This window comes from Vibrio sp. Vf1514 (genome assembly GCF_052076135.1).
Classification (GTDB): Bacteria; Pseudomonadota; Gammaproteobacteria; order Enterobacterales; family Vibrionaceae; genus Vibrio; species Vibrio furnissii.
Genome location: NZ_CP197268.1, coordinates 535,863 through 550,384 on the forward strand (window position 1 = coordinate 535,863; position 14,522 = coordinate 550,384).

10 protein-coding genes are annotated in these 14,522 nt (G+C 42.5%); all 10 read left to right on the plus strand.

The window, feature by feature from the left end:
• The first annotated feature begins 470 nt into the window (after window positions 1-470).
• Window positions 471-800 carry a DHCW motif cupin fold protein gene (locus ACS18Q_RS17345; protein WP_441258093.1) on the plus strand — a complete coding sequence of 110 codons (330 nt, stop codon included), beginning with the start codon at window positions 471-473 and terminating at the stop codon, window positions 798-800.
• A 1,000-nt stretch (window positions 801-1,800) separates the two neighbouring features.
• A complete protein-coding gene (locus tag ACS18Q_RS17350; protein WP_441258094.1) occupies window positions 1,801-2,316 on the plus strand; it encodes a hypothetical protein in 516 nt (171 codons plus the stop codon).
• Between the two features lie 171 nt (window positions 2,317-2,487).
• Window positions 2,488-3,084 carry a class I SAM-dependent methyltransferase gene (locus ACS18Q_RS17355; RefSeq protein WP_441258214.1) on the plus strand — a complete coding sequence of 199 codons (597 nt, stop codon included), beginning with the start codon at window positions 2,488-2,490 and terminating at the stop codon, window positions 3,082-3,084.
• Window positions 3,085-3,612: 528 nt separating this feature from the next.
• On the plus strand, window positions 3,613-4,140 hold the full coding sequence (locus ACS18Q_RS17360) for a hypothetical protein (RefSeq protein WP_441258095.1): 528 nt from the start codon (window positions 3,613-3,615) through the stop codon (window positions 4,138-4,140).
• Window positions 4,141-5,035: 895 nt separating this feature from the next.
• Window positions 5,036-5,566: a GNAT family N-acetyltransferase gene (locus ACS18Q_RS17365; RefSeq protein WP_441258096.1), complete on the plus strand. Its 531-nt coding sequence runs from the start codon at window positions 5,036-5,038 to the stop codon at window positions 5,564-5,566.
• A gap of 153 nt (window positions 5,567-5,719) precedes the next feature.
• Window positions 5,720-6,097 carry a hypothetical protein gene (locus ACS18Q_RS17370; protein ID WP_441258097.1) on the plus strand — a complete coding sequence of 126 codons (378 nt, stop codon included), beginning with the start codon at window positions 5,720-5,722 and terminating at the stop codon, window positions 6,095-6,097.
• 1,846 nt (window positions 6,098-7,943) lie between these two features.
• The gene (locus tag ACS18Q_RS17375) at window positions 7,944-8,900 is read left to right on the plus strand and encodes a hypothetical protein (protein WP_441258098.1); all 957 of its coding nucleotides are present in this window, start codon (window positions 7,944-7,946) and stop codon (window positions 8,898-8,900) included.
• Between the two features lie 2,214 nt (window positions 8,901-11,114).
• Entirely contained in the window at window positions 11,115-11,552 is a 438-nt protein-coding gene (locus ACS18Q_RS17380) for a hypothetical protein (RefSeq protein ID WP_025553793.1), read from the plus strand.
• A 189-nt stretch (window positions 11,553-11,741) separates the two neighbouring features.
• A complete protein-coding gene (locus tag ACS18Q_RS17385) occupies window positions 11,742-12,518 on the plus strand; it encodes a hypothetical protein (RefSeq protein ID WP_148494284.1) in 777 nt (258 codons plus the stop codon).
• Between the two features lie 589 nt (window positions 12,519-13,107).
• Complete coding sequence (locus ACS18Q_RS17390; RefSeq protein ID WP_441258099.1) at window positions 13,108-13,968, plus strand: hypothetical protein; 861 nt, start codon at window positions 13,108-13,110, stop codon at window positions 13,966-13,968.
• Window positions 13,969-14,522 lie beyond the last annotated feature (554 nt).

Below are 14,522 nucleotides of genomic sequence, written 5' to 3' on the forward strand. Positions count from 1 at the left end.
GCGGCGTTATGTAGCTTTATCAATCTTGGTGTTTATATCTAGTTGTCTTTGGCCAACGGCGCGTAGATGGTTAGGTTGGCGCAAAGTGTGGCGAGCATTATGTTATCGAAACGTCTGTGTGCAATGTCGGTTCCGTTCGTTAGGTCTTCCTTACACAAAAGCGATATTTGGCGCTGGTCGATTTGAATCCACAGACGCTGGTCTTTTTGTCTGTCAAAGTTCGTGAACCATTTCAGGTAATTAGGGGGCGGCAAGATTCGCTTCTTGTTCAGCTTCTCTTGGGTGGTAAATTGAATCTGAAAGGCAGGCTACATAACAAAGCGTTCAAGCGGGACTTGGCACGCGTGGCAGTTTTGGTTTGCAGTTTGTTTAGTGATTAAGGCGTAATGCGGTCACGTTTGTAGTGCGTGCCTGCGCCCCTTAACGCGGCGTTATGTGATTTTAGCAATCAATAGGAATGAGTGGGCAATATGGATATTGAGAATATTCCTTTCGGAGTAACTGATTGGAGTAACGTAGAAGCTACGGAACATTTAGGTGAAATGGGAGTTGCCTACTGGCGTACCAAACATTTTGGTCAACTTCGTGTACGGATGGTTGATTATTCTGAAAACTATCTGGCAGATCACTGGTGTTCGAAAGGGCATATTTTGTTTTGTTTGTCAGGTGAACTAACCACTGAACTTGAAGATGGGCGTGTTTTTGTTCTAAAGCCAGGAATGAGTTATCAAGTTGCTGACAACGCTGAGGCTCATCGTTCTTCTACAAAATGTGGGGCTAGGTTGTTTGTAGTTGATTGAAACTACGCACATAACAAAGCGTTCAAGCGGGACTTGGCACGCGTGGCATTTTTGGTTTGCAGTTTGTCTAGTGATTAAGGCGTAATGCGGTTACGTTTGTAGTGCGTGCCTGCGCCCCTTAACGCGGCGTTATATAGCTTTATAAATTTTGGTGTTTATATCCAGTTGTCTCTGGCAAATGGTTCGCGGATGGTTCATTTATCGCAAGGTGTGGCGAGCATTATGTTATCGAAACGTCTGTGTGCAATGTTGCTTCCGTTCGTTAGGTTTTTCCTACTTAAAAGCGATCGTTGTCGCTGATCGATTTGAATCCACGGTCGCTGGCCGTTTTATCTGTCAAAGTTCGTGAACCATTTCAGGTAATTTGGCTGCGGTAAGATTTGTTTCTTGTTCGGCTTTTTTAGGTGGTAAATTGAAGCTGAAAGGCAGGCTATATAACAAAGCGTTCAAGCGGGACTCATGCCGCGTGGCATTTTGGGTTTGCAGTGATTTTAGTGGTGAAAGCGGTTTGCGGAAGGTTGGTTTACACGACATTCGCCCCTTAACGCGGCGTTATATAACTTTATAAATTTTGGTGTTTATATCCAGTTGTCTTAGGCAAATGGTTCGCGGATAGTTCATCTATTGCAAGGTGTGGCGAGCATTATGTTATCGAAACGTCTGCGTGCAATGTCAGTTCCGTTCGTTAGGTTTTATCTGCACAAAAGCGATCTTTGTTGCAGGCCTATTTGAATCCACGGACGCTGGTCTTTTTGTCTGTCAAAGTTCGTGAATCATTTCAGGTAATTTGGCTGCGGCAAGATTCGCTGCTTATTCAGCTTTTCTTGGGTGGCAAATTGAAGCTGAAAGACAGGCTACATAACAAAGCGTTCAAGCGGGACTCATGCCGCGTGGCATTTTTGGTATGCGTTGAGTTTTTGTGGTGAAAGCGGTTTGCGGAAGGTTAGTTTATACGGCATTCACCCCTTAACGCGGCGTTATGTGAAATTTAAGGATAGTTATGAACCAAATTGCGAAGAAATGGGCTGAAATATGGCTAAGCCACTTTCAGATAATCGACATTGATGAAAAAACAAAGCTTTACCATGGCGCACGCTCAGATAGTAAAATAGAGGGACTCAGACCAAATGCGATGTTCACAAGTGGCTTGTTTCGAGCTATAGATTACGCATTTATCCGTGATAATAAAGACTATATAAACAATACAGTTGTTTATGAAAATCGTTTATATCGTTCACTTTTTTGTGTAAGACCTAAAAAGACACTAAGAGTAGTCGAAACTGTAGATTTTAGTTTCCTGAAACTATGTGAAACTTTAAATAAATTAGATCCAAATATTCCAAGTAATGATACTTGGGTTCAAGATGAAAACGGTTTGCTTCTGTGTTTGCAAGGTATTTACGGTTCATTTGATGGAGTGATTTTTAAGTCTACGAAGAAAAGCATGTTACCTTTCGATGAATATATATTTTGGAATGCAACAGAGATGTTTGATGTCACTAGAAGGATAGACTAAATAGTCAACATGGATAATTACACATAACAAACTGTTTAAGAGTGATTCGCAACGCGTGGCATTTTCACTATGCGTTGGTTTTAGTGTTTAAGGTGGTATGCGGTGGCTTTGGTATTGCGTTGCTCACACCTTAACAGGGCGTTATGTACTTTTACGGAAAATCAGAAATTTATGGATGAAAATGCTGAAATTTGGCGTCAGTACTACGAAAAGGCACTATCTCGCCCACATTCAAAACGTACTGAATTTGCTGTCAGACTCAATGAATCAAACCTCAAAGTAGCCACTGACTGTGGTTGTGGAACCGGCAGCGATATCGAATACCTCGTTCAACAGGGTTATCAAGTTCATGGCTTCGATATTAATCCTGATTCAGTCGCTATTTGTAGAGATAGGTTCGGGTCAATGTCATTAGTGGATATTTCAGCGTCCTCGTTTGAGTCGTTCGACTATCCAAAGTCTGGTGTAGTTATCGCAAACTCAAGTTTATTCTTCGCTGACCCAAACCAATTTGCATCGACTTGGAGCAACATCAGATCTTCAATTGAAATCGGTGGGGTGTTTGCTGGTGACTTCATGGGTTTCAAAGACAGTTGGGCTAACAACTATCGTAGCCCTACAACATCGTTGTCGGAATCAGAAGTAAAGGCTCTGTTCTCGGATTTTGAAATAGTTAGGTTCTTTGAACGTGATGAAACAGCGAAAACTTCATTGGGTAGAATGAAGCATTGGCATACATATTCCGTGGTCGCAGTGAAACGTACATAACAAAGCGTTCAAGCGGGACTCATGCCGCGTGGCATTTTTGGTTTGCGGTGAGTTTTGGTGGTGAAAGTGGTCCGCGGAAACTTAGTTTGTGCGGCATTCGCCCCTTAACGCGGCGTTATGTTTAATCACTTAAAATCAATAGCTTGTGTCTTTTCTTTGCTCCCAAAGTCATTCTGTTTTGGTCTTTTAGCAAATTAGTTTCGTTTGACGCTGTTTTCCGAACATTTTCCTCAATCTTTAAGTTAGAACTTCAGTTTTTGTGTTGCCTGTTTTCAAAGTTTAATTTAGTCAACTTTATGATTTGATGCGGTTTTTTAACTTTTGGTTTTGTTTACAAATGTAAGTAGGGTTAAACTTCGGTTCAGTTAAACGTAAGGTGTTGAATCTTAAACATAACAAACAGTTCAAGAGGGATTCAGCACGCGTGGCATTTTTGGTATGCGGTGGTTTCGGTGTTGAAGGGCTATGCGGTAACATCGGTATTGCGTGCTTCACCCCTTAACTGGGCGTTAAATGCTAGGAGGAAAATTGAACATCAGTAAACTAGCAGTAAGTATCTACACGATAGCGAGCATTTTAATTTATGGTGAGATCGTCAACCCTGATTTATTTAATGCTATCGACATAAACTTGGGTATTGTAACTATCAACCAAAATGAGGGTATGGAAGTTACGGAAATTCTGCGGCACCTTGTTGGAGTTCTTTGTATTGCTTTATGCCTCATCAACTTGAAGCTATTTTTATCAAGCTTAAAGCAAGGCTTTAAGAAACATCCCCTGCTAGTTGGCGAAATTAATAGAAAGTTGCAAGCAAAAACGGGGTCAACGACAGATAGAGTTTCAGAAGCCGATATAAAAGGCTTCTTAACTCCAACGGCAAGCACTGGAGCTTGGACCTCCATTGGTGTCGGACACGGAGATATTGGTGTGAAGTTAAGTCGAGCCAATATCTTATTCTGTTTTCTTACTACGCCGATCAGTACACTTTGGCTGTTAAAAGCTGAGTTGCTATTTCCATTATTAGCGGCTTTGTGTGCGTGGTGGGTTAGCATTTAACAAACTGTTCAAGAGGGATTCGCAACGCGTGGCATTTTTACTGTGCGTTGGTTTAAGTGTTTAAGGTGGTATGCGGCGGCTTCGGTATTGCGTTGCTCACCCCTTAACAGGGCGTTATGTAGCTTTATCAATCTTGGTGTTTATATCTAGTTGTCTTTGGCCAACGGCGCGTGGACGGTTCGGTTGCGCAAGGTGTGGCAAGCATTATGTTATCGAAACGTCTGTGTGCAATGTCGGTTCCGTTCGTTAGGTTTTAGCTACACAAAAGCGATCGTTGTCGCTGGTCGATTTGAATCCACGGTCGCTGGTCTTTTTGTCTACCCAATTTCGTGAACCATTTCAGGTAATTTGGCCGCGGCAAGATTGGCAGCTTGTTCAGCTTTTCTTGGGTGGTAAATTGAATCTGAAAGGCAGGCTACATAACAAAGCGTTCAAGCGGGACTCATGCCGCATGGCATTTTTGGTATGCGGTGATTTTTGTAGTGAAAGCGGTCTGCGGAAGGTTGGTTTGTGCGGCATTCACCCCTTAACGCGGCGTTATGTAGCTTTATAAATTTTGGCGTTTATATCCAGTTGTCTTTGGCAAATGGTTTGCGGTTAGTTCGTCTAGCGCAAGGTGTGGCGAGCATTATGTTATCGAAACGTCTGCGTGCAATGTCGGTTCCGTTCGTTAGGTTTCCCCTACACAAAAGCGATCTTTGTCGCTGATTGATTTGAATCCACGGTCGCTGGTCTTTTTGTCTGTCAAAGTTCGTGAACCATTTCAGGTAATTTGGCCGCGGTAAGATTTGTCGCTTGTTCGGCTTTTCTTGGGTGGTTAGATTGAAGCTGAAAGGCAGGCTACATAACAAAGCGTTCAAGCGGGACTCATGCCGCGTGGCATTTTTGGTTTGCGGTGAGTTTTGGTGGTGAAAGTGCTCTGCGGAAACTTGGTATGTGCGGCATTCACCCCTTAACGCGGCGTTATGTGACAGGTATGAGATTCGAACACAAGAAAGTAGAACCAAGCAATATTGATTTTCAGTCACTCGTGGCTGAATTGAACTCATCACTTAGCCAGATCACTAATGATTCTGGCGAAAGCTCGTTTTCATCTGATGCTTTCGATTCGTCGAAAGATGGATGTATTGTGGTCTACCTAAACAAAGTTGCTGTAGCGTGTGGGGTTTTTAGGCACCATCAAAATGAAGTCTGTGAATTAAAGCGAATGTACTCAAACAAACCTGGCGCAGGTAGTTATTTACTCAAACAACTAGAATGTTATGCGGTTGAAAAAGGTTATAAAAAAGCCGTCCTGTCTACACGTAGAATTAACTCAAAAGCGGTGAACTTCTATAAACGTAACTCTTATTCAGAGTCAGGTGCATATGGAAAATACGTTGGTGTAAAACGGTCAATTTGCCTATCAAAGGCTCTAGTCACATAACAAAGCATTTAAGAGGGATTCACAACGCTTGGCAGTTTTGGTTTGAATCAACTTTAGTGTTTACGGCACAATAGCTTAGGTTTGGTCGTGGCGTTGTTCACCCCTTAATGCGGCGTTAGCTGTCATCAGAGTTTTCGTAACAAGGAAAGTATTATGAATCAGATTGAAATCGTTAATAGTCTGTGGTCAAAATTTAGCTCTGGTGACTATGAAGGGGCTAAACCATTATTTAGCAACAAACTGAAAGTTATCTGGCCAACAAGTCGAGAATACTATGAAAGCGTGGAAGAGTTTATTGCTGTAAACGAGGTCTTTGGCAAGGACTGGACGTTTGAAGTTAGGCACATTGAAAGTACGGGTTCGAATAAAGTCATAAGTATTGTTTACGTGGTGAGCCCGTCTTGTCCAAATAGTTTTTATGCCACAAGTGTATTTACATTCACATCTAATCAAATAGATAAAATGGAAACGTACTGGGCATTTGAGGACAGTCAGCCTGAGTGGCGCAAGGAGCTGAGCAAAGTGTACTAAGCAGCTAACAAACTGTTCAAGAGGGATTCGCAACGCGTGGCATTTTTACTTTGCGTTGGTTTAAGTGATTAAGGTGGTATGCAGCGGCTTCGGTATTGCGTTGCTCACCCCTTAACAGGGCGTTATGTAGCTTTATCAATCTTGGTGTTTATATCCAGTTGTCTTAGGCAAATGGTTCGCGGATAGTTCATCTATCGTAAGGTGTGGCGAACATTATGTTATCGAAACGTCTGAGTGCAATGTCGGTTCCGTTCGTTAGGTTTTCGCTACACAAAAGCGATCGTTGTCGCTGGTTGGTTTGAATCCACGGACGCTGGCCGTTTTGCCTACTCAATTTCGTGAACCACTTTGGGTAATTTGGTCACAACAAGATTTGCTGTTTGTTCGGCTTTTTTGGGGTGGTAAATTGAATCTGAAAGGCAGGCTACATAACAAAGCGTTCAAGCGGGACTCATGCCGCGCGGCATTTTTGGTTTGCGGTGAGTTTTTGTGGTGAAAGCGGTTTGCGGAAGGTTGGTTTATACGGCATTCGCCCCTTAACGCGGCGTTATGTAGCTTTATAAATATTGGTGTTTATATCCAGTTGTCTTTGGCAAATGGTTCGCGGATAGTTCATCTATCGCTAGGTGTGGCGAGCATTATGTTATCGAAACGTCTGTGTGCAATGTCGGTTCCGTTCGTTAGGTTCTCCCTACGCAAAAGCGATCTTTGTTGCTGGTCAATTTGAATCTACGGGCGCTGGTCTTTTTGTCTACTCAATTTCGTGAACCACTTCAGGTAATTTGGCTGCGGCAAGGTTCGCTGCTTGTTCGGCTTTTCTTGGATGGTAAATTGAAGCTGAAAGGCAGGCTACATAACAAAGCGTTCAAGCGGGACTCATGCCGCGTGGCATTTTTGGTTTGCAGTGATTTTTGTGGTGAAAGCGGTTTGCGGAAGGTTGGTTTTGCGGCATTCGCCCCTTAACGCGGCGTTATATAGCTTTATGAATTTTGGTGTTTATATTCAGTCGTCTTTGGCCAACGGTGCGTAGACGGTTCGTTTGGCGCAAGGTGTGGCGAGCATTATGTTATCGAAATGTCTGCGTGCAATGTCGGTTCCGTTCGTTAGGTTCTCCCAGCACAAAAGCGATCTTTGTCGCTGGTCGATTTGAATCCAAGGGCGCTGGCCGTTTTGCCTACCCAATTTCGTGAACCATTTCAGGTAATTTGGCTGCAGCAAGATTTGCTGCTTGTTCAGCTTTTCTTGGGTGGTAAATTGAAGCTGAAAGGCAGGCTATATAACAAAGCGTTCAAGCGGGACTCATGCCGCGTGGCATTTTTGGTTTGCGGTGAGCTTTGGTTGTGAAAGCTGTCTGCGGAAAGTTGGTTTATGCGGCATTCACCCCTTAACGCGGCGTTATGTAGCTTTATAAATTTTGGTGTTTATATCCAGTTGTCTTAAGCAAATGGTTCGCGGATAGTTCATCTATCGCAAGGTGTGGCGAGCATTATGTTATCGAAACGTCTGCGTGCAATGTCGGTTCCGTTCGTTAGGTTTTCCCTACACAAAAGCGATATTTGTCGCTGGTTGATTTGAATCCACGGTCGCTGGTCTTTTTGTCTGTCAAAGTTCGTGAACCATTTCAGGTAATTTGGCCGCGGTAAGATTTGTCGCTTGTTCGGCTTTTCTTGGGTGGTTAAATTGAAGCTGAAAGTCAGGCTACATAACAAAGCGTTCAAGAGGGACTCATGCCGTGTGGCATTTTTGGTTTGCGGTGAGTTATGGTGGTGAAAGTGGTCTGCGGAAGGTTGGTTTATGCGGCATTCACCCCTTAACGCGGCGTTAAGCGCTTCACATAGGAGTTAGAATGCAACTTTATCATTATGAACCGTATTATAAGTTCTACCTCGGTACAGAGGAGAGGAATGATATAGATGAAGAAAATGCCAAGAAAGGGTATGGAATACCAGCAGGTTCAACTGTTAAGAAACCACCATTGGAACAGTGCAATGCTGATGAAATTCCCATCTTTGAAAATGATGAGTGGAAAATAGTCAAAGATGATTTTTGGCGACCTACTGTAGAAGAAATTAATTATGATGCAGGACGAAAAATGGACACGTTCCAATATATCGAGCCTAACATGTATGATTTCATGAAATACCCAAGTATGCCTCAACTATGTAACACTGGTTTAGTTGGCATGAGAATTCATCAATCTCTAATTATTATTAACAAAAAATTCCACCAGTGCGTAGAAATGCATCGCCTAATATTGCAAGGTGGCGGGAATAATACTGTTTTTTCGCCAGCTAAGGGGACAGCAACATTTAGCCCTTCGACGATGCATGAGTTTAAGACTGAGATGGAATCAATTATCTTTATCATGCGTAGGGTATTGGATTCATTAGTCCAACTCACAGATCTAATGGTGAATTTTTCATCATTTGAAAAAACTAAAACCCTTGGTCATGAATCCATCGGTTCAGTGCTTTCACCAAAAGCAAAGAGTACACCCGTTAAGGGCATCATTATGGGTAATGAAGAATATGAACAGGACACAACAAATTTCCTAGAAATCTCAAATGATCTGTTCAATGGCTTCAAACATTCACTAATGCATGATGAGTCATTCAGCCAAATTGGTGCTGAACATCCTACATTTGTAGGTTTCCTTGTTAAATATGCAAATCATAAAAAAACTATACATTACCATAATCACAACGCTTACCACCTTATGATGGGATTCCAGGATTGTATCGCTCGGATTTTACGCAACCAAGAAACCTATAGATATAGAACAGCCAAAAAAACCAGCGCTTAACAAAGCGTTAAAGAGGGACTTGGCACGCGTGGCATTTTCAATTTGCGTTGGGTTGAGTGGTTAAGGCGTAATGCGGTCACGTTTGTAGTGCGTGCCTGCGCCCCTTAACGCGGCGTTATATAGCTTTATAAATTTTGGTGTTTATATCCAGTTGTCTCTGGCAAATGGTTCGCGGATGGTTCATTTATCGCAAGGTGTGGCGAGCATTATGTTATCGAAACGTCTGTGTGCAATGTTGCTTCCGTTCGCTAGGTTTTCCTACACAAAAGCGATCTTTGTCGCTGGTCGATTTGAACCCACGGTCGCTGGCCGTTTTATCTGTCAAAGTTCGTGAACTATTTCAGGTAATTTGGCTGCGGTAAGATTTGTTTCTTGTTCGGCTTTTTTTAGGTGGTAAATTGAAGCTGAAAGGCAGGCTATATAACAAAGCGTTCAAGCGGGACTCATGCCGCGTGGCATTTTTAGTTTGCAGTAATTTTAGTGGTGAAAGCGGTTTGCGGAAAGTTGGTTTATACGGCACTCACCCCTTAACGCGGCGTTATGTAGCTTTATCAATCTTGGGGTTTATATCTAGTTGTCTTTGGCCAACGGCGCGTAGACGGTTAGATTGGCGCAAGGTGTGGCGAGCATTATGTTATCGAAACGTCTGTGTGCAATGTCGGTTTCGTTCGTTAGGTTTTCCCTACACAAAAGCGATATTTGTCGCTGGTCGATTTGAATCCACGGGTGCTGGTCTTTTTGTCTGTCAAAGTTCGTGAACCACTTCAGGTAATTTGGACGTTGCAAGATTCGCTGCTTGTTCCGGTTTTCTTGGATGGTAAATTGAAGCTGAAGGTCAGGCTACATAACAAAGCGTTCAAGCGGGACTCATGCCGCGTGGCATTTTTGGTATGCGGTGATTTTTGTAGTGAAAGCGGTCTGCGGAAGGTGGGTTTGTGCGGCATTCACCCCTTAACGCGGCGTTATGTAGCTTTATAAGTATTTGTGCTTATATCCAGTTGTCTTTGGCAAATGGTTCGTGGATAGTGCATCTCTCGCAAGGTGTGGTGAGCATTATGTTATCGAAACGTCTGCGTGCAATGTCGGTTTCGTTCGTTAGGTTTTCCCTACACAAAAACGATCTTTGTCGCTGGTCGATTTGAATCCAAGGGCGCTGGCCGTTTTGTCTCCCCAATTTCGTGAACCACTTTGGGTAATTTGGCTACAGCAAGATTTGCTGTTTGTTCGGCTTTTCTTGGGTGGTAAATTGAATCTGAAAGTCAGGCTACATAACAAAGCGTTCAAGCGGGACTCATGCCGCGTGGCATTTTTGGTTTGCGGAAGGTTGGTTTATACGGCATTCGCCCCTTAACGCGGCGTTATGTAGCTTTATAAATTTTGGTGCTTATATCCAGTTGTCTTTGGCCAACGGTGCGTAGACCGTTCGTTTGGCGCAAGGTGTGGCGAGCATAATGTTATCGAAATGTCTGCGTGCAATGTCGGTTCCGTTTGTTAGGTTCTCCCAACACAAAAGCGATCTTTGTCGCTGGTAGATTTGAATCCACGGTCGCTGGTCTTTTTGTCTGTCAAAGTTCGTGAACTATTTCAGGTCATTTGGCTGCGGCAAGATTCGCTGCTTGTTCAGCTTTTCTTGGGCGGTAAATTGAAGCTGAAAGTTAGGCTACATAACAAAGCGTTCAAGCGGGACTCATGCCGCGCGGCATTTTTGGTTTGCGGTAATTTTGGGGGTGAACGCGCTCTGCGGAAGGTTGGTTTAGGCGGCATTCGCCCCTTAACGCGGCGTTATGTAGCTTTATCAATCTTGGTGTTTATATCTAGTTGTCTTTGGCCAACGGCGCGTAGATGGTTCGTTTGGCGCAAAGTGTGGCGCGCATTATGTTCTCGAAACATCTGCGTGCAATGTCGGTTCCGTTCGTTAGGTTCTCCCTACACAAAAGCGACATTTGTCGCTGGTCGATTTGAATCCACAGGCGCAGGTCTTTTTGTCTACTCAATTTCGTGAACCACTTCAGGTAATTAGGGTGTGGCAAGATTCGCTGCTTGTTCAGCTTTTCTTGGGTGGTAAATTGAAACTGAAGGTCGGCTACATAACAAAGCGTTCAAGCGGGACTCATGCCGCGTGGCATTTTTGGTTTGCGGAAGGTTGGTTTATACGGCATTCGCCCCTTAACGCGGCGTTAAGCCTAATTAGATTAAGTTAAATAAGGAACATTTATGTCAGATTTTTTCAACAAGCTCGATCAAAAGATAAATGAACAGAAACAAAGTCAGCAAAATGCTAAATCAAGGTTGGAAGAACTTAAAGACTTTTTCAAAGTTCAGATTTCAGAACTTGAACCTAGGTTAAATGACTATGTCGAACAGTGTAATAAACGAGATATCAATGCATCGTGTAGCGTTAATGACTATAGTTTTTCTTTCACTTTAGAAAACGCAAATGGTTTTTTCTATACAATAATTTTCCACCAAGATTTTAGTTCTGATCGTTTTCAGTTCACAAAAGAATTTATGAATGATGACCGTAAAAAATATACATCTACAGACGGTATGTCGTATGTAGAAAGTAGTTGGACACAAGAATTGGCAATAAAAAAGGTTGAACAAACGATTGACGACTTTGTGTTCTATGCCCAAAGACATGGTGGTATCTAAAAATTAGGCTTAACAAACTGTTCAAGAGGGATTCGCAACGCGTGGCATTTTCGCTATGCGTTGAATTTAGTGATTAAGGTGGTATGCGGCGGCATCGGTATTGCGTTGCTCACCCCTTAACAGGGCGTTATGTTTTGACGTGGCGTGTTATCTTCATAAAATATAGGAAAAATTTTAGCTGATTGAATTATGAAAGAAATAATTAAAGACTTTGTAAAAGGAAGTCCAACTGAAAAACTCGCAATTGCCTCAAATCTGTCGACTATTTTAGGGGTGTCTATTGCAACTTTTGTTGCCGGCCCATTTCTAAGCGAGTTCGCCAATATGGAGTTTGTGATTAGTGATTTTATCATTGCCATCCTGTTCTACTTTATCTGTTTATGGATTGCTGCTGACTTTGCTTATTCCAGTATTCGGCAATTAATTAAGTATACAGGGGAAAAGAAAACGACTAGTGCTATAGGTACAGTTGTACTTGCTCTTTTCTGTTCATGGCTAGCATTGGTTATCTTCCCTTATGCGAAGTATTACACGGGAAATTTGTTTAATAACAGCTACCTTTTGCCTGCTCCTGCTCAAGATGCAATATTTAATATTTATGATTTTCGTGTTATTGAAGTGGATGATATTTTTACTTATAAAGGTAACGTTAATTTTGAAAAAGGTATCGATGGTTCTGATTATGAACTTGTTGTTTACTCTAAATCGAGTTCAGGTTTCTATGAAATAAAGAATTTAGCAAACAGAGATATCTCTTTTAAATTGAGCACAAGTGGGGATTTTACAATTCCAATTAATGTTAAGTACGACAAGATTAATGAGCCGATTCTTGTTATTTATAGGAATTCTGATTGGTCTCTGTTTGAGTTTTTGAGATCAAATGATGGTTTTCCTCAAAAAATGACTCAGCTACCATCTTCTCAAACTGAAAAAATAAAAGCTTTTGTGTACGAACCTAAAACATAACAAACGCCTCAAGCGGGACTGTCAACGCGTGGAGTTTCTAGTCCCATTGAGCCGTGGTGTTTACGGCTGTTGTGTTTGAGTTTAGTGTAATGCGTTGCCAGCCCCTTAGGCGGGCGTTATGTAGCTTTATAAGTATTGGTGTTTATATCTAGTTGTCTTTGGCCAACGGCGCGTAGATGGTTCGTTTGGCGCAAAGTGTGGCGAGCATTATGTTATCGAAACGTCAGCGTGCAATGTCGGTCCCGTTCGTTAGGTTTTCTCTACACAAAAGCGATCTTTGTTGCTGGCCGATTTGAATCCACGGACGCTGGTCTTTTTGTCTGTCAAAGTTCGTGAACCATTTCAGGTAATTTGTCTGCGGTAAGATTTGTTGCTTGTTCGGCTTTTCTTAGGTGGTAAATTGAAACTGAAGGTCGGGCTACATAACAAAGCGTTCAAGCGGGACTCATGCCGTGTGGCATTTTTGGTACGCGGTGATTTTTGTAGTGAAAGCGGTCTGCGGAAGGTTGGTTTGTGCGGCATTCACCCCTTAACGCGGCGTTAGCTGTCCGAGCCACCCAGCGTTTAGCTCGTAAAATATGGAATGATTATGAATCAAGAAGATCTATCTGTTGGAATTACAGGTTTTATTGACATCCTAGGGTTTGGTGAAAAAGTTAAAAATGCCGAGACAGTAGAAGATATTGAAAATATACGTTCGAGTATCAAGAAGATTCAAAATGAGTTCGACTTTGAAACTGAGGACGAACTAACAGCGGAAGTACAACAACTTAACAGTGCAACTGTCCTCGCTTTTTCTGACTGTGTAGTTGTAAATCTTCCCTTAGAGTCCGAGTCTACAAAATACTCAGGGACTTTTGATCCCATTATGAGTGAGTTAGCTGGTTTTGCATATGCTCAAGGAAACTGTGTTCAGGCCTCACTATTCATCAGAGGAGGGTTAGAGTTAGGATGGTGGTATCAAGAAGGGCATACTCTAATTAGTCAAAGTATGGTTGGTGCAGTTAAGAGAGAAGAAAGCGCTTGTGTTCCAGTGATTGCACTTTGTGAGGAAATATATAAATACTTCTCGGAACATAGTCACAGAGACTTATATAGTGAAGATTATGATCCTATTAGAGGCATGTTTAGAAAGTATACATCAGACAAAGAAGATTTCTTCTATATAGACTACATATCAATATGTGTTGAAGCTTTGGACTGGCATCGATCAACAGAACAAATGAACGCATATCGAAAGGCTTCTCCTGATGAAAAAGATGAGATTATGGCTGCAGGTTATCGTGAAAACGTAGATATATGGCTTTCCACACATGCGAGAAACATCGAGTCTGCGGCCAAATCAGCACCGAATGATAAAGTAAAAGATAAATATAAATGGCTGGCTTCCTACCATAATGATGTAGCTAAAGGTTACAGTACAAATGAAGAGTGTATCTGCCAATTATGAATCAGCTAACAAAGCGCTGCTGACGGACAAATTCTTCGCTACGCTAAAAATTTGCCGCAGAGCGCGGCGTTATATAGCTTTATGAATTTTGGTGTTTATATCCAGTCGTCTTTAGCCAACGGCGTGTAGACGGTTCGTTTGGCGCAAGGTGTGGCGAGCATTATGTTATCTAAACGTCTGTGTGCAATGTCGGTTCCGTTCGGTAGGTTTTCTCTACATAAAAGCGATCTTTGTCGCTGGTCGATTTGAATCTACGGGCGCTGGTCTTTTTGTCTACCCAATTCCGTGAACCACTTCAGGTAATTTGGCTGCGGCAAGATTCGTAACCTGTTCTGCTTTTCTTGGGTGGTAAATTGAATCTGAAAGGCCGGCTACATAACAAAGCGTTCAAGCGGGACTCATGCCGCGTGGCATTTTTGGTATGCGTTGATTTTGTGGTGAAAGCGGTCTGCGGAAGGTTGGTGTGTGCGGCATTCACCCCTTAACGCGGCGTTATATGGTGTCATAAAATAATCAGAAGTATTTAATATGAGAAAGTCACATAAAAATCAGAA